Source organism: Lutibacter oricola, assembly GCF_900106565.1.
Classification (GTDB): domain Bacteria; phylum Bacteroidota; class Bacteroidia; order Flavobacteriales; family Flavobacteriaceae; genus Lutibacter; species Lutibacter oricola.
Window position 1 is genome coordinate 117,014 of sequence record NZ_FNNJ01000003.1, and the last position, 25,651, is coordinate 142,664.

At 30.4% G+C, this 25,651-nt stretch carries 19 protein-coding genes; 8 read left to right on the forward strand and 11 right to left on the reverse strand.

All coding sequences use genetic code 11. The features are described from left to right. Positions 1-178: 178 nt before the first annotated feature. The 6 genes from BLU40_RS08185 to BLU40_RS08210 form a co-directional block, all read right to left on the reverse strand. Complete coding sequence (locus BLU40_RS08185; RefSeq protein WP_245729917.1) at positions 179-2,392, reverse strand: glycoside hydrolase family 3 C-terminal domain-containing protein; 2,214 nt, start codon at positions 2,390-2,392, stop codon at positions 179-181. Positions 2,393-2,465: 73 nt separating this feature from the next. Beyond that, positions 2,466-4,004: an alpha-L-fucosidase gene (locus BLU40_RS08190; protein WP_090122195.1), complete on the reverse strand. Its 1,539-nt coding sequence runs from the start codon at positions 4,002-4,004 to the stop codon at positions 2,466-2,468. 206 nt (positions 4,005-4,210) lie between these two features. After that, complete coding sequence (locus BLU40_RS08195; protein ID WP_090122198.1) at positions 4,211-5,290, reverse strand: T9SS type A sorting domain-containing protein; 1,080 nt, start codon at positions 5,288-5,290, stop codon at positions 4,211-4,213. Positions 5,291-5,461: 171 nt separating this feature from the next. Further along, the gene (locus tag BLU40_RS08200; protein ID WP_090122201.1) at positions 5,462-7,093 is read right to left on the reverse strand and encodes a hypothetical protein; all 1,632 of its coding nucleotides are present in this window, start codon (positions 7,091-7,093) and stop codon (positions 5,462-5,464) included. A 53-nt stretch (positions 7,094-7,146) separates the two neighbouring features. Then, positions 7,147-8,964, reverse strand: a complete 1,818-nt coding sequence (locus BLU40_RS08205; protein WP_090122204.1) for a RagB/SusD family nutrient uptake outer membrane protein — start codon at positions 8,962-8,964, stop codon at positions 7,147-7,149. Between the two features lie 17 nt (positions 8,965-8,981). Beyond that, a complete protein-coding gene (locus tag BLU40_RS08210; RefSeq protein ID WP_090122208.1) occupies positions 8,982-12,131 on the reverse strand; it encodes a SusC/RagA family TonB-linked outer membrane protein in 3,150 nt (1,049 codons plus the stop codon). Between the two features lie 275 nt (positions 12,132-12,406). Between BLU40_RS08210 and radC the strand changes: the two genes are divergently transcribed. From radC to BLU40_RS08225, 3 genes are read left to right on the forward strand one after another with little or no spacing between them, the layout of a single operon-like run. Next, complete coding sequence (gene radC / locus BLU40_RS08215) at positions 12,407-13,102, forward strand: RadC family protein (protein ID WP_090122212.1); 696 nt, start codon at positions 12,407-12,409, stop codon at positions 13,100-13,102. A gap of 11 nt (positions 13,103-13,113) precedes the next feature. Continuing rightward, the gene (locus BLU40_RS08220) at positions 13,114-14,409 is read left to right on the forward strand and encodes a polysaccharide deacetylase family protein (RefSeq protein WP_090122215.1); all 1,296 of its coding nucleotides are present in this window, start codon (positions 13,114-13,116) and stop codon (positions 14,407-14,409) included. Between the two features lies 1 nt (position 14,410). Then, on the forward strand, positions 14,411-15,277 hold the full coding sequence (locus BLU40_RS08225; RefSeq protein WP_090122218.1) for a hypothetical protein: 867 nt from the start codon (positions 14,411-14,413) through the stop codon (positions 15,275-15,277). On the opposite strand, the gene BLU40_RS08230 is transcribed toward BLU40_RS08225, so the two are convergent. Further along, on the reverse strand, positions 15,245-16,495 hold the full coding sequence (locus BLU40_RS08230; protein WP_090122221.1) for a lipopolysaccharide biosynthesis protein: 1,251 nt from the start codon (positions 16,493-16,495) through the stop codon (positions 15,245-15,247). The two genes, BLU40_RS08225 and BLU40_RS08230, sit on opposite strands and share 33 nt — an antisense overlap. A gap of 221 nt (positions 16,496-16,716) precedes the next feature. Here BLU40_RS08230 and BLU40_RS08235 point away from each other — a divergent pair, with 221 nt between their 5' ends. The 4 genes from BLU40_RS08235 to BLU40_RS08250 are packed head-to-tail and all read left to right on the forward strand — an operon-like array spanning position 16,717 to position 20,280. Further along, complete coding sequence (locus tag BLU40_RS08235; RefSeq protein WP_090122226.1) at positions 16,717-17,400, forward strand: YjjG family noncanonical pyrimidine nucleotidase; 684 nt, start codon at positions 16,717-16,719, stop codon at positions 17,398-17,400. A 30-nt stretch (positions 17,401-17,430) separates the two neighbouring features. Continuing rightward, positions 17,431-17,979 (forward strand): hypothetical protein, encoded by a 549-nt coding sequence (locus BLU40_RS08240; protein WP_090122230.1) that lies wholly within the window; start codon positions 17,431-17,433, stop codon positions 17,977-17,979. Beyond that, the gene (locus BLU40_RS08245) at positions 17,976-19,349 is read left to right on the forward strand and encodes a DUF5723 family protein (protein ID WP_090122232.1); all 1,374 of its coding nucleotides are present in this window, start codon (positions 17,976-17,978) and stop codon (positions 19,347-19,349) included. Before BLU40_RS08240 ends, BLU40_RS08245 begins: the two co-directional genes overlap by 4 nt. Positions 19,350-19,398: 49 nt before the next feature. After that, positions 19,399-20,280: a hypothetical protein gene (locus BLU40_RS08250; RefSeq protein WP_090122235.1), complete on the forward strand. Its 882-nt coding sequence runs from the start codon at positions 19,399-19,401 to the stop codon at positions 20,278-20,280. 60 nt (positions 20,281-20,340) lie between these two features. Here the strand turns inward: BLU40_RS08250 and BLU40_RS08255 are convergent, their stop codons facing one another. Then, positions 20,341-21,615 carry a replication-associated recombination protein A gene (locus tag BLU40_RS08255; RefSeq protein WP_090122237.1) on the reverse strand — a complete coding sequence of 425 codons (1,275 nt, stop codon included), beginning with the start codon at positions 21,613-21,615 and terminating at the stop codon, positions 20,341-20,343. Between the two features lie 382 nt (positions 21,616-21,997). Here BLU40_RS08255 and BLU40_RS08260 point away from each other — a divergent pair, with 382 nt between their 5' ends. Next, on the forward strand, positions 21,998-22,615 hold the full coding sequence (locus BLU40_RS08260) for a rhomboid family intramembrane serine protease (RefSeq protein ID WP_090122711.1): 618 nt from the start codon (positions 21,998-22,000) through the stop codon (positions 22,613-22,615). Positions 22,616-22,623: 8 nt separating this feature from the next. Here the strand turns inward: BLU40_RS08260 and rlmB are convergent, their stop codons facing one another. The 3 genes from rlmB to BLU40_RS08275 form a co-directional block, all read right to left on the reverse strand. Next, positions 22,624-23,364: a 23S rRNA (guanosine(2251)-2'-O)-methyltransferase RlmB gene (gene rlmB, locus BLU40_RS08265; protein WP_090122239.1), complete on the reverse strand. Its 741-nt coding sequence runs from the start codon at positions 23,362-23,364 to the stop codon at positions 22,624-22,626. A gap of 73 nt (positions 23,365-23,437) precedes the next feature. Continuing rightward, positions 23,438-24,781 (reverse strand): hypothetical protein, encoded by a 1,344-nt coding sequence (locus tag BLU40_RS08270; RefSeq protein WP_090122241.1) that lies wholly within the window; start codon positions 24,779-24,781, stop codon positions 23,438-23,440. 6 nt (positions 24,782-24,787) lie between these two features. After that, a complete protein-coding gene (locus BLU40_RS08275) occupies positions 24,788-25,651 on the reverse strand; it encodes a hypothetical protein (RefSeq protein ID WP_139170935.1) in 864 nt (287 codons plus the stop codon).

The window sequence follows — 25,651 nt, forward strand, 5'->3', positions numbered from 1 at the left end:
GGTTATGGTATGTTGTTTTGAAAATCGTTATTCTGAATGATATTGACGAATTTCAAGTATTAATGAGCACAAAGATTCTTCATTTCCGTTACACTTCGTTCAGAATAACAAGTACCGAATGTCATTCTGAGCGAAAGTGAAGAATCTCACATTGTATTCTTTGTTTAGATTCTTAATCTTATAAAGAAACCACTGTAGAAATTGTTTTTGAAGCTCCTAAATCTTCACTTCTTTGAGAAGGCAAAGAACCACCAACATAAACTTTATAATCTCCTTTTCTTAATACCTTTTTTCCTTCAGTATTAAATTGGTTGAAAGTTTCTTTTGTTAAATTAAATGTAACTTTTTTAGTTTCTCCAGCTTTAATAAACTCACGTTTAAACGATTTTAAATCGTAAATAGGATCTTTTGTTCCAGCAAAAGGAGAACTAATATATAATTGAATTACTTCTTCAGAATCTATTTTTCCAGTGTTTGTAATATCTGCAGTTACTTTGAAATTGTCATCAATTACTAAATTTTTATATTCAAATGAAGTATATGATAGTCCAAATCCAAATGGATATAAAGGCTCTTTACTCATATACTTGTATGTTCTACCTGTCATATTATAATCAATAAATGGAGGTAATTGATCTACAGATTTAGGGAACGTAATTGGTAATTTTCCTGAAGGAGGAACATCTCCAAATAATACATCTGCAACGGCATTTCCACCTTCTTCACCCGGATACCAAACAAAAAGAATTGCATCTACTAAATCGTGTAATTCTGGAATTGCAATTGGGCTCCCACCAGTTAACACCAATACAATTGGATTTTTTGTTTTGGCTCTAATTTTTTTAACGTAATCAATTTGATTTTGAGGTAACTTTATATGTTCTCTATCTCCACGAGCATCAGAAGCAATTGCTTCACCTTCTTCACCTTCTAATAAACCAGAAATTCCCATTACTGCAATACAAACTTCTGATTGCCCTGCCTCTCCAGTAGACCAGTCAATTGGGTTTACATTATCTCTAAATGGTAAAACACCAGATTTATAATTTATTGTTGTTCCTGGGCTCACATGGCTTACAATTCCATCTAAAATTGTTTGAGTACTACTAGTTAATCCATAATAGTTACCTAATAAAACCTCTTCGTTTGAAGCATTTGGACCAACTACGTACATAGTTCTTGCATCCTTTTTTAATGGTAATATGTTGTTCTTGTTTTTTAATAACACAATCGATTTTTGAGCAACTTCTTTCGCAAGTTGTCTGTGTTTATCAGAATCAATTACTTCGGCAGAAATATTGTCGTAAGGATTTGTTCCAATTGGATCGAACATTCCAAGCTTAAATCTAGTTAATAAACTTTCCTTTAATCTTTGATTGATTAATTCTACAGTTATTAATTTTTGATCCAGAGCACTTTTTAAAACTTTATAAACATTTCCACAGTTAATTGTTGTTCCACTTTTTAAAGCTAGCGCAGCAGATTCTTCTGGAGTTTGAGTTACTTTATGAAAAGCATGAAAATCGTTAATAGCTCCACAATCAGAAACTATGTAACCACCAAATCCCCAATCTTTTCTCAATACTTCTTGCAATAAAAATGGACTACCACAACAAGGAACTCCTAAGGTTCTATTATAAGCCCCCATAACACCTTCCACCTTAGCTTCTTTTACTAAAGCTTCAAAAGCAGGTAAATATGTTTCGAATAAATCTTTATTGTTTACTACTGCGTCGAATTCGTGTCTAAATTCTTCAGGACCAGAATGCACAGCATAATGTTTAGCACAAGCAGCAGCTTTCATGTATTTTGAATCTGTGCCTTGTAATCCTTTTACAAAGTTTACACCAATTCTACTAGTAAGATATGGATCTTCACCATAAGTTTCTTGTCCACGACCCCAACGAGCATCTCTAAAAATGTTTACATTAGGAGACCAAAAAGTTAAGCCAGCATATCGAGCTCTATTTCCTATTTTTATAGACTCATTATATTTTGCTCTAGCTTCATCTGAAATTGCAGTTCCAACCCTTAAAATTAACTCTTCGTCGAAAGTAGCACCAAATGCAATTGCTTGTGGAAATACTGTTGCTCTACCATTTCTGGCAACTCCGTGTAAGGCTTCGTTCCACCAATTGTATTCAGGAATATCTAAACGCTCAATAGGAGGGCAGACATCTAATAATTGAGATGTTTTTTCTTCTAAAGTCATTTCTGCAATTAGTAAATCAACTCTTTCTTCATTTGAAAGTGAGAGATTATCCCATTTGTGTTTTAGCTCTTGGGCAACTTGTTTAGAAGCTTCATTGTTTTGATCGTTCTTACAGCTGTAAAAAGAAATAGTTGCAATAAATGCAACCATAAAGTAACTAGTAATTTGTTTAAATTTCATATCTAATTTATAAAAAATAAGGGGTACATTAATAAAGCATAAATGTACCCCTTTTATATTAATTCAAAAAATATTATTCAAGTAATATACTAACTGTATACGCGTGTTCACAAGGCTTAACTGAAGGCATTGTAACTATTAATCCTTCATTTGTTTGTTCCCATTTTATTTTTTCTTCACTACCTAAAACACTAATATCTTTAATTGAGATATTTTTAGCATATTTAGATTCTTTAGCTAATGTTGTAATATTAACTTTTCCATCTTCTGGCCAAGCTAAAGCAATTGCATATAAGTTTTTACCTTTATGAGTAAAACGAATATCTTTTGCAGATAAATCTTGATTGTTTCCTTCTGAATGATGCCCTTTCTTTACTTCAGTTGGTCCTTCACCAAAAGTCTCCCAATATTTAGTATCATAAATAGCCTCTCCATTAGTTTCTAACCAATCTCCCATCTCTAATAATATTTCTTTTTGATCTTCTGGAATTGTTCCATCGGCTTTAGGCCCTACGTTTAGTAATAAACATCCATTTTTAGAAACAATATCTACTAAGTCATCTACTAATTGATTTGTTGTTTTAGATTCCCAGTTTGTAACATGACTCCATGAGTTTTTACCAATTGAAGTATCTGTTTGCCAAGGTAATTTTCTAATACCAGGTAATTTTCCTCTTTCTAAATCATAAATTACAGTTCCTTCTGGAAATGCCTCGTGTGAAAAGTTTTTGTCTTGTAACACAACTTCTTTATTCCACTCTATACCTTTATTGTAATAATAAGCAGCTAATTTTGGGCGCATATCTGCAAAGTCTGGAATGTCTAAATAAAAGTCGAACCATAAAATATCTGGTTGGTAATTGTCAATTACATCCTTAGTTCTTTCCCACCAACGTTTTTTAAACTTTTCAGAAACAGGTTCTCTTAAATCTTTTCCTTTTGAAGAATATAAATCTGCGTATTCTGGATCCGTTGTATCGAAATGATCTTTTTTATTATAGAAAGACCAGTTAAATGCAAAATGAGAAGATGTTCCCATTATCATACCTTTTTCTCTACCTGCTTTAAATAATTCTCCTAACACATCACGTTTTGGACCCATGTCATAGGCATTCCAACGAGTTGTATTTGATTTATACATTGCAAAACCATCATGGTGATCAGCTACAGGAATTACATATTTAGCTCCAGCTTCTTTAAATAGATCAATCCATTCGTTAGCATTAAATTTTTCAGCTTTAAACATTGGAATAAAATCTTTGTAACCAAATGTTTTATGATCTCCCCAGTTTTTTTTATGATGCTTAAACTCTTTTGTTGGACCAGGATGTCCAGTTCCAAGCTGAGCATTGAAATTTGCTGTATCCATATACATTTGTCTTGGATACCATTCAGAACCATATGCAGGAACGGTGTATGCGCCCCAATGAATGAAAATTCCGAATTTTGTTTTATTAAACCATTCTGGGTCTTTATAATTCTCTTTTATAGATTTCCAGTTGGCTTCGTATTTTGGTTTTTGAGTTACTGGTTCTTTTTTACTTGTGTTGCAAGAAACAAGAAGTGTAAGAATGGTTATTGCACTTAGCACTATAGCTCTAGTTACTTTCATTTGATCAATTTTAAAGTTTTAGTTTATGATAGTGTAAATATCGTGATATTTAGTAATTGAAATTGAAACGATTGAATTAAAAATTGTAACAATTGTGTTATTATGTTGTTTTTTGTAGTAATTAAAATAAAAAGCCTAAAACTTGTGTTTTAGGCTTTTATCTAATAAATAGCATAGCTATTTACTATCCTTAAATCAAAATAAACTTAGTTTTTGATAATTTTACGTCTTAAACCATTATCTGTTTGTAAAAAATAGACACCTTTTGAAAGATTTGAAATATCAATAGATTTTTGAGCTTTTACACTTAATACTTGTTTTCCTAAAATGTTAGAAACTGTAATAGTATTAATATTAGTTAAATCTGAAATGTAAATTTTATCTGCAGTTGGATTTGGGTAAACTTTAATGTGGCTTAACGCTTCGTCTTCTACAGAGGCTGTATTTGCTGTAATAACTGCGGGTGTTAAAATTTGAGTTATAGAATAATCATCACTAGTATCTGCATCAAGTATTCTAAATTGCCAATAATGAATAGATCCAGCGCCAGGGTAGTCTGCTTCACCACTATTTACCTGATTAGCGTTAATTTCATCAGTTGTCATTATAGTCCCACCAGTAGTTCCTTCATTAGTAATGGCTGAATTAAAATTACCAATTGTTATTGATCCAGACAAGTTTTCTCCAGCTGGAAGTGTTTCTGAGGTTACCGCAGTTCCTCTCCATTGATCACAGAAAGAAGGTACATCAATAGTAGTCCAATATGTTATTCTAATTCCTCCAGCAGGAATTTCAGTATCGGAAGTATAAATAAAGTTAATTGTTAAAGATGTATCAGCAGAATAACTTGGGTTTGCAGGATCAAAAGCGATACTGTCTGCAACAGGTGCAGGAGTTAGGTCAATAACTTGTTCGAAAGGAGTGCCAAACCAAGAACCATCTGAATGTGTATAAGTTACACGAATAAACCAGTCTAAAGTGTCATCTACAGTGGTAGGTATTGTAAAATTTGTTACTGTAACAGTACCTGAGGTAGCATTCGGTTCAATTAAAGGTTGTTTCCCATAGGTCCAAGCTGGTGCTGGGTCTGTTACACCTGGAGTTCCTTGATACAATGTTATATAAGCTTTGTTAGCTTCTTTAACCCCATCAGTAGTAAAATCAAAGGAAATAGTTATTGTTTCACCAAGTTCGGCTGTAGCAGGTACAACAGCATTTGTTAAAGTTTGCCCAAAAGTTATACTTGTAGCAAAAAATGTAATAAGTAAAAGTAATTTTTTCATCATAATATTATTTTTAAATGTTAAACAATATTACTCACAAACAGTTATTTTTTTATAAACGATTGGTTTAAAAAGTAGTACAATTATGTTTTTAATGGTTTAAGAATTTTTTATTTTAAAAAAAGCCCAATTGGAATATTCCAATTGGGCTTTTAAATAAACTCAATTTACTGATTAAGGTCTTTCTTCTTTTTCTTGAAGTTTAAAGTTGTCATAATAAACTGTCACATTAGTATTTAAATTGTTATCTAATATTCTTAAATACAATCCTGTTACATTAGATGCACTATATTCACCAGTAACGGTTACCCACTCTCCTTTAGGTTTATTAGCTAAGCTTACCCAAGTTTGAGCCCAAGAAGGGAATCTAAATAATCCCATAGCTTTTCCTGCAGTATCAGAATCTGGAGTAATATACATTTCCCAACTAACAACAAACTTTTCTCCTGTTATATTTTTGATTTCAGGGAATTGGTACGTTCCTGAAGTAGGAGTGCTAATCGCAGCCTCTTTTTGTCCTGGAACTAATCCTAGTTTTATACTATAGTCACCTTCATATGCCATTTCGGTTGTAAATTCAACAGTACCATTTGCACTCCAATGTTTTGCCCACCAAGATCCACCGCCATCTTCAAATCCGAATAGTTCATCGTTTAATAGGTTAACATCGTGCATAATTACAGGCTCATCTGCAAAAGAAACAGGTGTACGTGTATCAGTAGATTCAATTCCACTACCTTCTAATAACGTTACTGTTAATACATCTGGTCGATAAATAGGTTCAGCTAATACAATATCTAATATAGTACTATCAGTACTGTTAATTGTTACTGATTCAATTGCCAATTCTGTTGGTGTACCATTATCATCTAAAATAACTTTAAAGAAAGCTTCCTTATTTAGGAAAGAAGCAAACTCACCATTGAATGGCACTTGTATTGTTTCATTTTCTAATTCTTTGATAGTACCAGTAAGTACGAAAGGTTTCGATGAAGGAACTACTTTAAACGGTGCAGGTATAATATATGTGTCAGAATCTGCAGGAATATTTTGCCCTGATCTGTTTGCAGTAATTCTTGCAGTAAAGTTTCCTAGTTTTTTAAATACTAAATCTGCTGTTTGGTTACCACTTGAAGCAACTACATCATCATCAGAAGCAACAGCTCCTTCAGCTAATGTTTTACGAACAGACCAATATCTACCAGTTGGTTCACCAATAGTTGTTTTGTCAATAAATTGAACAACATCTCCAGCTTCAACATATACAGTATCTAAACTTGTATGGTCAATAACATCACCGAACTGTCTAACTTCAATATCTGCTATAATTGTATCATAAACTTTTACAACAAAAGTTGTATCTATTACCCAATAATCACCTTCTTTAACAGACGGTAAAATATAATCACCTAAATCATATGAATTTCCTCTAAAAGCAACAGAGTCTTTAAATAGATTGCGAAGTCTAACCTCTTGATTACCAGATTTATTGAATTGTACGTGGATAGTTTTATCTTGCACAATTGTTTGACCTGGATAAATTTGAGTAAATACAGAGTCTCTACTTGCAATTGGTCCATCTAAAAAGAAGTTACCTTCTCCAATTGACCAAGTATGTTCAACTTCTCCTTGAGATACGTCTACAAAAGTTATATAATCATATATATTCAGTAGCATTTCATCTTGCTGAGCTGTGCTGGAATAGAAACCAACATCAGAGAATGTATTAGGTTCATCATAGTCGTTATCATCACATCCTACAAAGATCCCAACTATTGCTAATATTAATAAAAATTTGTTTTTCATTTTTTAAAATTTTATTTAATTTACTTTTTAATAAATAAATCTAATCACCTAGATTACTCATCTCCACCGCCTACAGAAGGGTTTGTAATTAACTCACTAGTTGGTATTTTCCAATAAGCATGTTCACTTTCTTGGTAGTTTAATGCTGCACTTTCAAATTCAGTAACATTAGGGTCAGCATCAGGACTACTTGGATCAACTTCTACAAAAATAGAACTCCATTTTGTTTTATTTACACCTTCTGAATCAGTAAATGTATAATGTGTTGCATCATATCTTCTTTCAGATAACTCTTGAAAACGTTGTTTTTTAACACCCCATCTTCTTAAGTCAATACTTCTACCATTACCATTTCCTTCACAAGATAATTCTAAAGGATATTCTTTGTAACGTAAATGTTCCATTAAACTTGAAGCATCATATGTAAGGTTATCATGGTCATTTAAAGGATACTCACCAGAACCTACAGGTCCTAATAATTGTAATGCAGAACGTCTACGAACTTTATTTATATATAATAAAGCTTCATCAACATCTCCCATTTCAATTTTACACTCAGCATATTGTAAGTATATCTCAGCTAAACGAAGTAATCTATCATTTACACCACTTCTTACTTTACCTGGAGAAAGTGCTTCTTCACTTTCAAATCCTAGATCCCAGTTAGTGTGTTTTCTCCAAAAACATGTCATTAATACATTAAAGTTTGCTGCTTCTGCAGGATTAACGTGTCCGTAGTATTCTAAATCTCTATCATCTACAATGGCAACAGAGTAAGAAGTACGTAAGCTAAAATCACGGTATCTTTCAAAATTACCATCTTCATCGTAGACTTCATTTCTTGGATCTGAATAATCAATTGCGTCATTTCTATATTCTTGAATTAACCAGTTAGCTGCAACAGCTCCCCACCAACCACCGATCGGTGTTAATCTTTTTTGAATTGATGTAGCACCAGTATCTCTCCAGTCCCATTGATTTAAATCACTATTAAAATCTGTAGAACGTACAACTTCTAAAATAGATTCTTCATTTAGTTCATCCATAGTAGTAAAGTTACTACCTATGTTAGGTGTTAGTGAATATCCGTAGTTGTTAATTACATTTTCAAAGTAACCAGCAGCAACTTCAAAGTTGTTATCATATAAATAAGATTGTCCTAAAATAGCTTCAGCCGCTCCAGAAGTAGCTCTACCTTTTTCAGTAGCTTCCCAAGTTGCAGGAAGATTAGCCATTGCAAATTCTAAATCTGCACGGTAGTAAGCTTTTACGTCTTCAGAAGAAGAAACATTATTATAAAATTCTGATTCTTCAACTGGAATACCATCCATTATAATTACATCTCCGTTATTGAAACTTGTATTTAAAATAAAATACATATATGCTCTTAAAAATTTAGCCTGAGCATAAATTTCTAAAGCTTCTTCTTCATTATTAGGGCTTAGTGAACCTGTTAATCGTTCGTAAGCATCTATAACCTGATTGGCATAGAAAATAGTTGTATATAATTGCGCCCATTTTTTTGATGGGGTAGAACTAGCCTCGTTAAAAGTTTGTAAATAATACTCGTTGGTATTAAATGGTCTTTGATAACCACTACTCCAAGCTAAGTCAGTTCTTGCAAGTTCATCAACAATGCTAAAGTTATTAGAATTGCTAAACGCTTTATAGGTAGCAACTAATCCAAGATTTAAATCTGTAACATTTGTCCAGAAGCTATCTGTTGAAAGTTCATTCGGATTGGTTTCTTCTAAAAAATCTTCCGAGCAACTCATCACTGTTAATGCTAGTAGCAAGAACAATGTAAATTTTCCTATTAATAAGTTTTTCATATTTAAATATTTTTCTGAATTTTTATATCTAATTTTCATAATATAAGCATTTTAGATTAAAATTCCAATTGAACACCAGCTCTAACTTGAGATGTAACAGGGTAAGTTCCTTTGTCAATACCTCTAGTACTAAATCCGTTATTACCAACCTCAGGGTCATACCCAGTATAATCTGTTATCGTGATTAAGTTTTGTCCAGCAACATATAATCTAAGTTTAGATAAGCTTAATTTTTCTAAAACTTTTTTAGGTAAACTGTACCCTAATGTTATGTTTCTTAATCTTACGTAATCTCCATCTTCCATATAGTAATCATTTCTACCTCTCACGTTGTTATGTGTAGCGATACCTCTAAATACTGGAATTTCAGATGTTGGATTTTGTGGAGACCATTGGTATGCAAAATCTTGGTGATTTCCATACTGGTAAGCATATGCTTTACTACCATTCATAATTTTTCCTCCAAAAGCACCAAATACTTGTGCTGATAAGTCAAAATTACTGTAACGTACAGATGCATTGAAACCTAATTCCCATTCTGGAGTACCACTACCCATATATTGTCTATCATTAATGTCAATAACACCATCACCAGCATCAGCAACACCATCACCATCAGTATCTTCAGTTAATGCGTCTAGTAATCTTAAATCACCTAAAGCAGCACCACTAGTTGGGTATTCAGCTAAATAAGAGTCTAATTCTTCTTGAGTTTGAATAACACCGTCTGTTTTAATTAAGAAGAAAGAACCAACACCGTAACCTTCAGCTAAAACTGATACATCATCTTGATCATTATTATGTCCTGATATTTCACTATCAAAATAAATAATATCGTTAGTACCACTCATTTTAGTAACTTCATTTGTGTTTTTAGAGAAGTTTAAACCAGCATTCCATTTAACTTTTCCTTTTCTATCTTTATAGTTAACAGCTAATTCCATACCTTTATTTTCCATATTTCCAACATTCAATACGATATCGGAATTATTTCCAAGTCCTACACCAGTTGATGGAGGTAGGAATACAGAAAATAACATATCTTCTTTTTCAGTACTATATAAATCTCCAGATATTGTTAAGCTGTTATTTAATAAGCTTAAATCAAAACCAACGTTTTGAGAGATTGATGTTTCCCACTTTACTAACTCATTTGCATAATCAATTTGAGTAGCCCCTAAATTATAAGTTTGATTTCCTTCTGCTCCAAAAACATAATCATGTTCTAAAACAATTGTAGAAGAATAAAAATAATCTTCAATACCTTGGTTACCTGTAGTACCATAACTACCTCTTAATTTAAATGAAGAAACTACATTTTTAATAGGCTCCCAGAAAGGTTCGTCACTAACATTCCAACCTGCAGAGAATGAAGGGAAGTTACCCCATTTATTTCCATCTCCAAATCTAGAAGATCCATCACGACGAACACTTGCACTTAATAAGTATTTTCCTTTATAGTTGTACTGTAAACGAGCTAACATACCAATTAAAGTATTAACTCTGTCTTGTCCCCATTGTCCAGTTCCAGAACCAGCTTGAGCATCACCAGTAGCACCATTTAATGTTGTAATATCATTATTAAAGATATCAAACTTTGCTCCGTAGAAAGAAGAATAACTATATTTTTCTGCAGAATAAACACCCGTTAAATTCACATTATGATCTCCAAATGATTTTTTCCAGTTTATAATGTTCTCCCAAGAATACTTTTCACTAGTTGTACTTTGGTTGTATATTTTAGATTGCTCTGTTGGAATAGGATCTCCTTCCCAGTCATACGCAACAAATTCTGGATTGATAGTAATTCTTCCTCCATCAGTCCAACCTGCAGATGCACGAGTTGTTAACCTTAAGTTTGGATTTACTTCATATGCAATACTTATTCTACCATCAAAGAAATGTCCAGTACCAGTATCATTTTGAATTAATTTTCGTCCTACGTTAGAAAGGTTATTAAAAGCACTATCAGTTGCACCATTACCAGCATCAGCAATATCTTCTAAGCTTTCTGATAAATCAGTTTGTAATGCAGAGTATCTATAAGCGTCTCTTAAAATTCCCCAAGGAGCATATTTTCTGTCTTCAACTCTAAATGAAATACCAGAATCAATAGTCCAGTTATCTTTTTTCATTCTAGTGTTTGCTCTTACATTAAATCTCTCATAATTTGAGTTTAATACCGTACCTTCTTGTTTGAAGAAGTTACCTGCAACACTGTATGTTAAACCTGCTTTACCACCTGATAACATTAAGTTGTAGTTTTCAACTGGAGCACCATCATTTAAGATGTAGTTCATCAAATTAGTGTCATTTGTTAATTGTGTTGGGTTTTGCTCAGCACTGTGCCATGTGTTACCATAATAAGTTGGAGAAGAATCATTAGCAGCCATTAAAAAGTGAAGGTATATTTTATCTTCTCTATTTAATAAATAAGTGCTAGAAGTAATGTTTTGAACACCATAATATCCGTTTGCACTTACTTTTAATGAACCTTCTTTACCTTTTTTAGTAGTAATTAAAATTACCCCGGCAGAACCACGCGTACCATAAATTGCAGCAGAAGCGGCATCTTTTAATACATCAATACTTTCAATTTCATTTACACTTAATTTAGGGTCATCCTCAAAAGGAATTCCATCAACTACGTATAATGGTTTGTTAGAACCGTAAACAGAAGATACACCACGAATTAAAATATTCGCTTCAGCTCCAGGTTCACCTGAACTTGCTACTACACTTACCCCGGCAACTTGACCTTGTAATGCAGAACCAACATCTGATGTTGCTGTTTTTGCTAATTCATCAGCTTCAACTTTAACAACAGCACCTGTAACTTCTTTCTTTCTTTGAGTACCATAACCAATTACAACTACTTCGTCTAGAGCAGCTACATCAGTTTTTAATACAACATTTAACGTTGTTTTTCCGTTAATTTTAATTTCTCTGGCAGCAAAACCAATATAGCTAAATAATAGCACATCTGTTGATTTTGCTTTAATTTCGTAGTTACCATCAAAATCGGTAACTGTACCATTGGAAGTTCCTTTAACAAGAACACTAACACCTGGTAGAGGTTGATCTTCACCAGTAACTGTACCTTTAACGGTAACCGTTTGCGCTTGCATTGTACTAAAACCAAATACTAGCATTATTGCTAATAAAAATGTTTTGAGTTTCCAATTAACAAGTAAATTGAATTTCATATTATTATTGTTTTAAGTTTAGATGCTACAAATTTTAACTTTATTTAACATATTAAGGGAAACAATCGTCCTAATAAAAGTAACATTTGGATGATTTTAGTAAATCAATAGTATATAAGTAGTTGATATTATATTTTTTATGTTGTAAGTGTTGTGGTATGTGGTTATTTACTTAGTATGCTGTTGAAAAAGTTAATTTTAGTTAAAAATTGTATGAATTCAGTTATAATCTAGTTTTTTAAAGTGGCTTTTTACTCTATATTTGACAAAAAGTTATGGAAAAAGAAAATCAATTTTCAATAAAATCTTGGGCTGAAGATGATAGACCAAGAGAAAAATTAATGAGGAAAGGAAAAAGTGCTTTATCGGATTCGGAACTTATTGCAATTTTAATAGGTTCTGGAAATAGAACTGAAACTGCTGTAGACTTAGCAAAACGAATTTTAATTTCTGTAGATAATAATTTAAATAAACTTAGTAAATTAACTTTAATAGATCTTCAAAAATTTAAAGGTATTGGAGAAGCTAAAGCTATTTCAATAATTACTGCTTTAGAATTAGGTAGACGAAGAAGACTTGAAGAAGCCTTAATTGTGCCAAAAATAACAAGTAGTAAAGCAGTTTTTGAAATAATGCAACCAATTTTAGGTGAATTACAACATGAAGAGTTTTGGATTATTTATTTAAATAATTCAAATAAGGTTATTTATAAAGAGCAATCTAGTAAAGGTGGTTTAACAGGTACATTAGTAGATGTTAGATTGGTATTTAAAAAAGCTATTGAAGTTTCTGCAACTGCTATTATTTTATGTCATAATCATCCATCAGGAAAACTACAACCAAGTAATGCTGATAAAAATATTACTAAAAAAATTAGTTTGGCAGGAGAAACCATAGACATTAAAGTTCTAGACCATGTAATTATTACTGAAAATGCTTACTTTAGCTTTGCAGATGAAAGTTTGCTATAAAAAATGTTAATATGCTTCTGGTTTTTACCAATAAAATTACCCCTAGATTAAATTTTATATTCAAACATTATTTTGTTAGAATATTAAACATACCTGTTAGTTTTACTACTAAGGTAGAAGAATTTGTAGCGCATAATGGGCCAAAAATAACCTATGCTAAAAACCCTTTAGGAACTGAGTTTTTTATTAGGAGTAATGATTTACTTTTTGAGCAAGGTATAAATGATATTGATATTAATGTGAGTAAATGGGATGATGTGCCTTGTTTTTTTTCTACTGGAGAAACTTCAACAATACCTTTTGATATTTTTGCTGCTGGATTTTATTTAATAAGTAGGTACGAAGAGTATTTACCTCACGTACAAGATAAGCATGAAAGGTTTCCAGCAACTGAAAGTATTGCATTTAAAAACAATTTTTTAGAAAAGCCAGTTGTAGATATATGGGCTTATAAGTTTTTAAATTTGTTGAAAGAAAAATTTCCAAATTACAAATACACTAAAAGAGAATTTAAATTAATATCAACTTTTGATATAGATAATGCTTTTGCTTTTAAGCATAAAGGTTTGGTTCGAAATTTTGGAGGTTTAATAAAAGACATTGCAAACTTACGTTTTTTAAATATTTGGGCTCGGTTTAGAACAATTTTAAATTTTCAGAAGGATCCATATGATACTTATCAAAAAATTTTAGATTTCAAAAAAAATAAAAATGTAGAAACTTTAATTTTTATATTAATAGGTGATTATACTACATTTGATAAAAACATATCTTCAACTAATAGCAAGTTTATATCGTTAATAAAATCGTTAGGCGATTATGTAAAAATAGGATTACATCCATCTTACTTTACATTAAAAAATGATGAAATGTTGAAAAAGGAGAAATCTAGATTGGAAAATATAACCAATACTCCGGTATTATTTTCTCGTCAACATTATTTGAGATTTACAATTCCAGAAACCTTTCATAATTTAATTGATTTGGATATTGAAGAAGATCATTCAATGGGTTATGCTAATAATATTGGTTTTAGAGCAAGTACTTGTACTCCTTTTTATTTTTACGATTTAGATTTTGAGATTCAAACACCTTTAAAAATTTATCCGTTTGCTTTTATGGACACTACTTTAAATGTTCATTTAAAACTTGACACTAAAAAAAGTTTGAATAAAATATTAGAATTAAAAGAAGAAGTTAAAAAAGTAGATGGTACATTTATTTCTTTAATGCATAATGAAGTGTTAAGTGAAACTGGTAATTGGAGAGGTTGGAGTAATGTTTATGCTGAAATGATAAAGGATTAGCATGATTAAGTATTATAAATACTCGGAAATAGATTTCGAAAAGTATGATAACTGTATCTCTAATGCAATTAATAATAGAGTTTATGCTTACAGTTGGTATTTAAATTCTGTTGCAGACAATTGGGATGTATTGGTGTTGAATGATTATGAAGCTGTAATGCCATTACCTTGGCGAAGTAAATATTTTATAAAGTACGTGTATTTACCTATTTGGACCCAACAATTAGGTCTTTTTTCATGTAGTGCAGTTTCTGAAGAGCTAATTCAGAAATTTAGAAGAGCTATTCCAAAGAAGTTTAAAAAGCTTACAATTCAATTTAATTCTAATAATAAGTTTAACTCTAAAAATTCTTCAGAAAAAATAAATTATATTTTACCTTTAAATAAAAGCTATGTTGAAATTTTAGCAGGGTTTAACTCTAATAGAAAAAGAGCATTAAAAAAAGCTAAAAATGATAAAGTAATTGTAGATGAACACCTATCTGTAATTGATTTTTTGAATTTTTATTCTGAATATTCCAAATTTCCACCAAGTGACCACAAAACAATAAAATTGAAAAAATTATTGGAATTAAAACAAAGTCGGTTAATTGGAATTAGGTACAAAGGTAAGTTAGAGAGTATTCTATTATATTTTATTTCTAATGATCGAATAATCTACCTACTACCAGTTTCATCTGAAAAAGGGAAGTTAAATGGATTGCCAACATTGGTTATTACTCATTTAATAGAACAAAATCAGAATACAAATTTAATTTTTGATTTTGAAGGTTCTATGGTAGATGGAGTTGCAAAATTTTATAAAAGTTTTGGTAGCTTAAAAGAAACATATCCTTTATTTACAAGCAACTTTCTTTATTTCTTTTAAAGAATAAAAAAGTAAACTTAAATAACCGATACAACCAAAAAAGGTTATTAAAATAAGCGATATATTAATTGAGTTATAAAGGTGCCCTATATAAAATCCAAAAAAGTTAATTATAAATAAGTAACAATTAAAGATTAAATGCATGTGATTCTTTTTAAGAACAATAATTATATCACTAATTGGTATAAAAGCTGATTTAGCTAAAATTAAAAAGGATAAAATTAATGTGTAAGTTTTTAAATTCTCCCAACTTTTATTTAAAAAAAGCTCTAAAAAATAAATTCCTATAGTATTAATTAAAATTAAAAAAAACAGCATTAAACCTATATTGGAGTAGACTATTTTTTTGGTAGTTTCAAAAAGTTCAGAACTATTTTTAGTTAACAAATTGTTGGCTTTTTTATAATAAACTTGAGCAACAGATGAATTTATTAGAAAGAAAGGAGTTGAAAGAATTTTCCAACTTAAAAAATAAACTCCGTAAACTTCAAGTCCAAAATAAAGAGTAATTAATATAGGTAATATATTAATAGCAACAGAACTAATTAATGTAGCAGGCAATACATGAACTACAATTGTTTTATTGTTTATTAATGTTTTTTTTAACAAGGAAGAGTTAATTGAACTAAACGAGGGTTTATTAATAGTAAAGTAATAAATAGAAATTAATATGATAGAAATTAAGTTTCCATAAACTAATCCTTTTAATTTAAATTGTTGAAATAGAATTAGTTGTAGGGCAAGGTTAAATGCGATTGTTAGAACTTTTATTTCTGATATTTTTTTAAAATTTTCTTTAAATGTTAAATAATATTCATGAATTTTATTAAATGATGAAGCTATTGAAAATAAAATAGATAATAATATAATAAAAAATTTATCCGTTTGATTTTGAAAAAAAAATGAAATAACAAAAACAAAAAAAGCAACTATTAAAGAAGAAATTAGGGTAATTAGAAATAGAGAATTAAATAAGTTTTTTCTTTCACCTTTATGATTAGTGATAACTAAACATTGCTCTAGTTGAAAAGTATTTAGAATTGAAAAAAATCCCGAAAAACTTATAAAAACACCAAAAATACCATAAGCAGATTCTCCATATAGTTTTGCTAATACTAGAGTACCTAAAAACCCAATAATTTGTGCAATTAGCGCACCTTTAAACATTATTAGAATTTGTTTCTGAAAAATAGATAGGGTAGTTTTTCTAAAATTCATTGTAGTATAACAAAAGGTTTAAAAGGTATATTGTTAAAGTAAGATAGTTTAGTTCGGTACTTCAAATATAGTTATTAATTAAAAAGTAAAACTATAAAAGTTTAAACATGCGTTTTTTTATATCTACTATTTTGTTAAAGAAGGTAAGTAGTAATCTTTAAAACCTTTTAATTAAAAGTGTTTTTAATTTAATTATTCGATTTAATTTATATATTTAAAGAATGAAAATTAAGCACATTTTTTTTGACTTAGATCATACACTTTGGGATTTTGAAAAAAATTCTGATTTAGCTTTTGAAACTGTTTTTACAAACAATAACCTTTCTGTGAGTGTTACAAAATTCTTAACATATTATAAGAGTATCAATCAAAAATATTGGAAATTGTATAGAGATGAGCGAGTTACAAAAGAACAATTAAGATTTGGTAGACTAAATGATACATTTGCAAAAATAAATTACAAAGTAAATAAAGAGTTAATTAATAAGTTGGCTATTGAATATATAGAAGAGTTACCTAAAAACAATTACCTTTTTGATGGAACTCATGAAATACTAGAGTATTTACAACCAAATTACCAAATGCATATTATTACTAATGGTTTTAATGAGGTTCAACATGAAAAATTATTAAATTCTGGTATAAATATTTATTTCGATCAAATTATTACATCAGAAGCTGTTGGTGTAAAAAAACCTAATCCTAAAATATTTAATTATGCGCTAGAACAAGCAAAGGCAATACCTAGCGAATCTATAATGATAGGTGATAATTGGGAAGCAGATATAATGGGCGCTAAAAATGTAGGATTTGATGTAATTTTTTGTAATTTTAACTCAAATCCTGTTGGAGAAAATATTAAATCAATAAACAATTTATTTGAAATAAAACAGTTTTTAAAATAGAACTTAATTAATAATAATCCCTAAATTAAAATGAAAACCCCAAAAATTTTAGTTTTAATAATTTGTATTTTACTTTTTCAAAGTTGTGCTAAAGAAGTAGATTTTGATCAAATTGATGATGCAAGTGTTGAAACATCTTATATACTTACCTTTGTAAATACAAGTTTTACGGCACCAGAATTTTTAAATGATTTAAACCAAGAAATTGAATATACATCAGATTTTGTTCAAACAAAAGTAGACGATTCTAGTCAAGATTATTTAGAAAAGATTGAATTAACAGCAATCATTGAAAATTCATTTTCTAGAAATTTTATTTTTGGTTTACAAATGTTTAATGCAGCAGGTGAACTAATTTATACATTAGAGCCAGTAATACAAATTTTACCAAACTCAGTTGAAACTACAATTTTAGAAATACCAAAAGAAGATCTACATTTTTTATATGAAGCAGAGCAATTTGGGTTTATATTTATAATGCCACCAGCTACTAATGGAGATGTTGTAAATGCTGGTACACCAGGATTATTATCTATTAAATCATCGCTTGAACTATTTTTTAATTTTAGAGAAATATGAGAAAACTTGCACTGTTGAGTTTTCTTATATGTTTTCTAAGCACAGCTCAAAATAAACAATTATTATATGGTTTTGATGAATTACCACAAACCTTACTTTTAAACCCAGGAGCCGAAGTTTCAAACAAATTTCATGTTGGAGTTCCTTTGCTATCAGGTATGCATTTAAATGGTGGATTTTCTGGTTTTTCTGCTTACGACATATTTAAAGATGATGGCGTAGCTATAAACACAAAAATTAGAAATGCAATAGATGGTTTAGGTAATACCGAGGTTTTAAACTTAAATCAACAATTAGAAATTCTTAGTGGAGGTTTTAAACTAAGAGATAACAGTTATTTAAGTTTTGGTTATTATCAAGAGTTAGATATGCTATTAAAAGTGCCAAAAGATCCTATAGAACTTTTTTATGATGGTAATAAAGAAATTGGTAGAGTTTATTCTTTTGAAAATTTAGCTGCTAGAGCAGAGGTTTTAGGTGTTTTTCATATAGGAATTTCAAAAAAAATAAATGATAAATGGACTATAGGTGCAAGAGCAAAATTATACTCAGGAGTTGCAAATGCAAGAGCAAAAATAAAATCAGGAACATTTCATACAAGTTATGGAACAAATAATATATATCGTCATCATTTAGATTTTGTAAATGGGTATTTACAAACATCAGGAATAATTATGGATGATTATGATGATGTATCATCTTCATTTTATACTAAAAAATTATTGTTAGGCGGTAATTTAGGGTTAGGAGTAGATTTTGGTTTTACACATCATATAAATAAACAGTGGACTGTTACTGGAAGTGCCTTAGATATTGGATTTATGAATAATTCCAAAGAAACCGAATCGTATAAGTTAAAAGGGAATTATGATATAGAGGGAATTAATTTGTTTTTTAATGAAGATGCCCCTGAGGATTATTGGGATGATTTAAAAGATGATTTTGAAGAGCGTATTGTTTTAGATACAATTTATAAAAGTTATATATCTATGCGGCCTGTTAAGTTAAACAGTTCTTTAAGTTATGCTTTTGGTAAACCAGCCTTAGACAATTGTAGATTTCAAACAGGTCCAGATGTTTATACCAATAAATTAGGTATGCAATTGTATGCAACTATTGGCACCATACATAGTCAAGTTGCAGCTACGTTATTTTACGAAAGAAGAATTAATAGGTATTTACAAAGTAAGGTAACTTATACGGTAGATTCATATTCATTTAAAAACTTAGGAGTTGGTGTATCTACAAAACTTGGTTCAATAAACTCTTATTTTTTAGTAGACAATTTATTAAATTTAAGCAATATTTATAATGCCAAAAGCGTTAGTTTACAAGCTGGGATTAATTATGTTTTTCGAAATAAAAATTAGTACATTTACATAATTGGTTTAATGCCAAATAAAATATTAAATTAAATATATGCGTAAAATTATAGCAGCATTATGTATAATGCTAATTTCAAGTTCGTTGTTTGCACAAAAAACAGTAAACAATTATAAATACATTATTGTACCAAATCAATTCGATTTTCTAAGATCTCAAGATCAATATCAATTAAATTCATTAACAAAATTTTTATTTAACAGAGCAGGTATGGTTGCTTTTTTATCTTCAGATGAAAAGCCGCAAGAATTGTTAAATAATAACTGTATGGCTTTAACTGGTAAATTAGTTGAAGAATCTGGAATGTTTAGTACAAAAATTAAAGTTCAATTGTTAGATTGTTATAATAAAGTTGTTTTTGAATCTAAAGTAGGTATTTCTAAAGAAAAAGAATTCAAAAAATCTTACCACGAATCTACAAGAAGAGCATTTGTAGATATTGAAGAGTTAAATTATTCTTATGTTCCAACTCAAAATACTATAGAAAAAAAGGTGGTTAATGAAGTAATTGCACCGAAACAAATAAAAAAACCAAAGCAAGTAATTTCAAAAGAAATTACCGAGATTAAGCGAGAGCCAAGAGTAAAAAAAGTAACTAAAGATGAGATTAAAGCAATTAAAAATAAAAAGAAGATAAAAGCGTTACCAAAAAATAATCTTATTGGCACTTTAGAAGGAAAGTATAATTTTGGACAATGGGGTACAAGTGCTGTAACCAAAACTTCTAATGGAAATTACAAAGTAATTGGTGGCGATGAAAACTTTAATTTTGCAGATATTTACAAAACTTCAAAACCAAACATTTATATTATTAAATGGGTTACAAATAAGCAGCCTCAATTATTACAAATAGATAGGCAAGGAAATTTAAAGGTAGATGCTACAGAAGGGGTAAAAGTTTATAATAAAATAAACTAAAGCCAAAAAATATTAATAACAAAAAAAAGCGCAAATTTTAATTTGCGCTTTTTTTTGTACCTAATAATTGTACTTGTCTTTCCAGCGGTTTTTTAAAAAATCTCTCATTCCATTTTCTCTTGCATTTGGTCCTGGCTCAAAAAATTTTGTGTTTGTTATTTCATTAGGTAAAAATTCTTGTTCGGCAAAATTGTTTTCAAAGCTATGTGCATATTTATAATTTTTACCGTAATCTAATTCTTTCATTAGTTTTGTAGGTGCATTTCTTAAATGTAACGGCACCGATAAATCTCCAGTTTCTCTAACAAGAGCCTGTGCTTTTCCAATGGCTTCATAACTAGCATTGCTTTTGGCCGATGTTGCTAAATAGACTGCACACTGACTTAATATAATTCTAGACTCAGGAAAACCAATAGTATTTACAGCCTGAAACGTATTATTAGCCATTATAAGTGCCGTTGGGTTTGCATTGCCAATATCTTCACTAGCAAGTATTAAAAGTCTTCTAGCAATAAATTTAGCATCCTCACCACCTTCAATCATTCTTGCCAACCAATAAACAGCTCCGTTAGGGTCACTTCCTCTAATAGATTTTATAAAAGCAGAAATAATATCATAATGCTGTTCGCCAGTTTTATCATAGCGTACAATGTTTTTTTGAACTTTAGCTAAAACTAAATCGTTCGTAATTTCAATAGGCTCCTCAGAGCTATTAACCAATAATTCAAAAATATTTAAAAGTTTTCTGGCATCACCTCCAGAAATTCTTAGCAAAGCCTCCGTTTCTTTAATTTCAATATTTTTTTTAGAAATAAATTCATCTTTAGTAAGTGCACGTTCTAGTAGTAATTCTAAATCAGTTTTACTAAAAGAATTTAAAATATAAACTTGGCATCGAGAGAGTAGGGCAGGTATAACTTCAAAACTAGGATTCTCGGTTGTAGCTCCAATTAAAGTAACCCAACCTTTTTCCACAGCACCTAATAAAGAGTCTTGCTGAGATTTACTAAACCTATGAATTTCATCAATAAACAAAATCGGGTTTTTTGTAGTAAATAATCCTCCACTTTGTTTTGCTTTGGTAATAACATCTCTAACATCTTTAACGCCAGAACTTATGGCGCTTAAAGTATAAAAAGGTCTACCAGAATCCTTAGCAATTATATTTGCAAGGGTGGTTTTACCTATACCTGGAGGTCCCCAAAGTATTAAGCTAGGTATTAAACCTTGTTTTATTTGTTTAGTTAACGAGCCTTCTTTACCAACTAAATGTTGCTGACTTATATAGTCTTCTAGACTTTTAGGTCTAATACGTTCCGCTAATGGTTCATTCATAGTGTAAAAATACTAATAAAAATAAGTTTTTTGGCGTTGCACTGCATTACATTTGTGCCGGGCTATCCGCTATATCTTTTTTAAAAATAAAAAAGGATGCCGCTACTATCCCTAACGTATTTAATAAAAGTAATTCTATTCAAATTTTAAAATATTCTAACTGTATTAATTTTAATAGTGAGCAATTTTTTTTATTAGTTAAGCGATAAGATTAAAAAGTCGGGCAACTTTTAAAATAAGTCGCTCGACTTTTGAAATAAGTTGCCCGACTTTTTTAGCGTTTAAATTTAAGTACCTAAAACTAAAAACTGTTTAGTATATTTATCAAGTGGAAGAAAATCAATTTAAATATAAAACCAATGTTATTTTAATACCGTTTTTTATGGTGTTTAGTATATGGTTTGTGTACTGGATTGAGTACTATTTTCAAATAAATTTTAATAAATATGGTATATACCCTAAAACAATAACTGGTTTACGAGGTGTTTTATTTTCTCCATTTATTCATGGCGATACCTCACACTTGTTTAATAATTCCGTTCCATTATTTGTAATGCTCTGGTCGCTGTTTTACTTTTATTCAAAAACAGCTATTAAAATATTATTATTTGGTACGCTATTTACAGGGTTACTAACTTGGGCAATTGCACGGCCATCCTATCATATAGGGGCTAGTGGAGTAGTTTATTTATTAGTAAGCTTTATTTTTTTTAGTGGAATATTTAGTAAATATTACCGCTTGGTAGCACTTTCCTTAGCAGTAGTTTTTATGTATGGTAGTATGATCTGGTATATTTTTCCCGTAGAAGATAAAATTTCTTGGGAAGGCCATTTATCAGGTTTTATTACCGGATTATTTCTAGCAATATTTTATCGCAAGCAAAGCCCTAAGCCAGATGTATTTACATTCACTGAAAACGAAGAATTCGACAATCTTTTTGATGAAAACGGAAATTTTAACCCTCCTAAAGAAGAAGACGAAAGTTTTGAAATAGAATAAGAAAAAAACTATAATCGTTGTCTAGTTGCTTCATATAAAAAAGCACCACAAGCAACAGAAACATTTAACGATTCTATTTCTCCCAATAAAGGTAGTTTAGCTTTAGCATTAACCATTTTTAGTACAGATGGGTTTACACCACGTTCTTCTGAACCCATAATAATAGCAGTAGGTATTTTCAGATCTATAGTATAAATTAAGTTGTCAGTTTTTTCAGTTGCAGCAACTGTTTGTATTTCAGCTGCCTGAAATTGAAATAAAGCATCTTTAATATGATCTACTTTACAAATAGGGATTTTAAAGGCGGCACCGGCAGAGGTTTTAATGGCATCTGCATTAACAGGCGCACTTCCGTGTTTAGATATTACTATTGCGTCTACACCAGCACATTCTGCAGTTCTAATTATAGCTCCAAAATTACGAACGTCAGATACTCCGTCTAGAAGTAGAAATAGAGGAGCTTTATCCTTCTCAACACTAGTAGAAATAATAGCATCCAGATCCGCAAATTCGATAGGAGAAATTTCAGCAACAACACCTTGATGGTTATTGTTTTTAGAAAGTTTGTTTAGTTTTTCTATAGGAACATAACTTCTAGAAATATTATGTTGGGCAATTAAGCCATTAAGCTCATTAGATATAGCACCCGTTAAATCTTTTTGTAAAAAAACTTTACTAATAGTTTCTCCAGAATTAATTGCTTCAATAACGGATCTTAAACCAAATATTTTAGATGTTTTTGTTTCCATTGTGCAAATGTATGCAAAATAAAAAAACCACCTCATACGAGGTGGTTTTTATTTTTTAATATAAATTTAAGTATTAGTAAGCTAATACAGCATTTTTATATTCTTTTGATTTTCCGTTCAAGATATCTTGTTTACGTTTAGCACTTTTAGCTTTTAACTCTTGTAATGAAGTTGATTTTTTCTTATCCCAAGTTCCAATTCTTGTATAGTTATAATCAATATCATCAATAGCACTACCACTATCTGCACCGTATAAAGTATTCCAGTGTTCGATAGTACCTGCATCAAAGTCCCAGAATCCTGGATACATAGTCCCAAAGAAACTCCAGTGTCCCCATTCAGTTGGTTCACCAGCAGTAATAGCAGATGCTTGATTGTCAATTTCAGCTAATTCGCCATCAGTTGATACTTTTAATTTTAAAAATTCTGGTTCACCAATAGAAGCAAAACCTTTAAATAAGTTAAAACCTAATAAAGTTGTTCCTTCTGCATCTTCAGGATCCAAAACTAATTCAATTTCACCTGTAGATTCAGGGAAGTCTAAAGCAGGGTTAGTATATAATCCGTTGTAGAATCCTTCTAAAGCACCCCAAAATACAGTTTCATAGTTATAGTTACCCTGCATTAAGTATGCTTGCTCAGCTAAAGTAAATAGTCTTGTTTTAAAGTAATAATTGAAACCTGTTAAAGCAGCAACACTTTTTCCAGAATTATCTTTAAATGTACCTTCATCCCAGCTAACAATCATAAAATCATCTTGAGCAAAAGTACCATGTTCAGTAATAGTTTGTGATAAAGCACCCATAGTTAAAGCTGCAGGATCATTAACAACAATTGTTCTTCCTGTAAAGTAACCAGTAAAAGTAATATCTCCACCTTGGTAAAATACAGGTTCAGAAAACATTAAAGAAACATCACCAAAAGGATTGTTATCACCAGTTTCAAATGCAGGACTAGATGCATCACGTAAAAATTCTGGATCCATAGTATCAGGAGTCACAACATTAGCCATAACTACATTTCCTGGAACACCATCTACACTTGTCATAACAGCATAAACTGTATAGTCGTAAGCACCATAAATAGCTTCTGTTACTTCTCTAGTAAATGTAACAGCTTCAGTTAAATCAGCTTTTTCATTAAGCATACTACCTGAATCTCTTCTAATAATAGATTCAGCATCTGGTGCAGAATCATCTGATAATTGTAAAGCATAATAAACTACACCTTCTTCAGCAGCTGTAAAGTTAACATTGAACGCATTATCTGTTGCATCCGTTATTGTAACTTCTAAGCTTGAAGCATTAGCATACACCTTTGGAGTGTAGTTAACGTCAATTTCTTCACCAGTATTACAGGCAGTCATAAACACCAGTAATAATGATGGTAATAATATATATTTTAATAAGTTTTTCATCGTAATTTAGTTTTTAGTTAGAGTTTCTGAAAATGATCTAAGTACCCCTCCATTTTGTATTAAGTCATAGTCAATTACAAGAGTTTCAGAACAAGCTAAATATTGACCACTACCTTGCACAGAGTATGGTGCTTGAGGATCACCAAGCCAAGTAGTAGTACATAAATCTTGTAAAGCAATTGTAACCACACCTGTAATTGGGTCAACTTCAGCAATTACTTGATAGCTGTCTACAATAACTTCCTCCCAATATGCTGTATCAGTAAGCCAAGCATAGCCAATACCTTCAAGTAATAAATTAGTACCATCAAATGAAGTAACTATTTGACTTTCGTTTGGTCCTGCTTGAGAAGATGGTACGTTATCTACACCTGACCAAGAAGCGTTTCCTAATTCTTGAGTAGTAAATGCACAATCATCATCTTGTAACGTAAGTTCAAAAGTTTTTCCTAAAGCATCTGGTCCAGGGAAACCTAAAATATAGGCTCCAGAACCTGATAATTCTAAAGTTATCATTTTATCACCATCTTCGTCGTAATTATCAATGGCCATAATTTTTACTGAATCAGTATATTTTCCTGGTCCAAATGTAAAGCTAGATTTTCCATCAACAATCTCGTAGTTACTAGCTGTAGCATTATCTAATAGAACATTAAAGTCAACAGTAATTGTTTCACTTAAGTTAGGAATAGAAGCATAAGCTGTAATTTCAACTATATCAGTAGAACTTTCTAGCGTAGAAGTTGAAGTTTCAGATCCGAAAGAGATATAGCTATCTCCTGTATATACATTTTGACCACTTTCTTCACAACTTACCATAAAGGCAATTGTTAGCGAAAAGATTAGTATTTTAAATAAATTATTTTTCAT

Coding starts and splice junctions, on each gene's coding strand:
- BLU40_RS08275 (WP_139170935.1), bottom strand. CDS start 25,651: ATGAAAAATAATTTATTTAAAATACTAATCTTTTCGCTAACAATTGCC.
- BLU40_RS08260 (WP_090122711.1), top strand. CDS start 21,998: ATGGTGTTTAGTATATGGTTTGTGTACTGGATTGAGTACTATTTTCAA.
- BLU40_RS08205 (WP_090122204.1), bottom strand. CDS start 8,964: ATGAAAATTAGATATAAAAATTCAGAAAAATATTTAAATATGAAAAAC.
- BLU40_RS08225 (WP_090122218.1), top strand. CDS start 14,411: ATGATTAAGTATTATAAATACTCGGAAATAGATTTCGAAAAGTATGAT.
- BLU40_RS08270 (WP_090122241.1), bottom strand. CDS start 24,781: ATGAAAAACTTATTAAAATATATATTATTACCATCATTATTACTGGTG.
- rlmB (WP_090122239.1), bottom strand. CDS start 23,364: ATGGAAACAAAAACATCTAAAATATTTGGTTTAAGATCCGTTATTGAA.
- BLU40_RS08190 (WP_090122195.1), bottom strand. CDS start 4,004: ATGAAAGTAACTAGAGCTATAGTGCTAAGTGCAATAACCATTCTTACA.
- BLU40_RS08185 (WP_245729917.1), bottom strand. CDS start 2,392: ATGAAATTTAAACAAATTACTAGTTACTTTATGGTTGCATTTATTGCA.
- BLU40_RS08240 (WP_090122230.1), top strand. CDS start 17,431: ATGAAAACCCCAAAAATTTTAGTTTTAATAATTTGTATTTTACTTTTT.
- BLU40_RS08250 (WP_090122235.1), top strand. CDS start 19,399: ATGCGTAAAATTATAGCAGCATTATGTATAATGCTAATTTCAAGTTCG.
- BLU40_RS08195 (WP_090122198.1), bottom strand. CDS start 5,290: ATGATGAAAAAATTACTTTTACTTATTACATTTTTTGCTACAAGTATA.
- BLU40_RS08245 (WP_090122232.1), top strand. CDS start 17,976: ATGAGAAAACTTGCACTGTTGAGTTTTCTTATATGTTTTCTAAGCACA.
- BLU40_RS08235 (WP_090122226.1), top strand. CDS start 16,717: ATGAAAATTAAGCACATTTTTTTTGACTTAGATCATACACTTTGGGAT.
- radC (WP_090122212.1), top strand. CDS start 12,407: ATGGAAAAAGAAAATCAATTTTCAATAAAATCTTGGGCTGAAGATGAT.
- BLU40_RS08255 (WP_090122237.1), bottom strand. CDS start 21,615: ATGAATGAACCATTAGCGGAACGTATTAGACCTAAAAGTCTAGAAGAC.
- BLU40_RS08210 (WP_090122208.1), bottom strand. CDS start 12,131: ATGAAATTCAATTTACTTGTTAATTGGAAACTCAAAACATTTTTATTA.
- BLU40_RS08220 (WP_090122215.1), top strand. CDS start 13,114: ATGCTTCTGGTTTTTACCAATAAAATTACCCCTAGATTAAATTTTATA.
- BLU40_RS08200 (WP_090122201.1), bottom strand. CDS start 7,093: ATGAAAAACAAATTTTTATTAATATTAGCAATAGTTGGGATCTTTGTA.
- BLU40_RS08230 (WP_090122221.1), bottom strand. CDS start 16,495: ATGAATTTTAGAAAAACTACCCTATCTATTTTTCAGAAACAAATTCTA.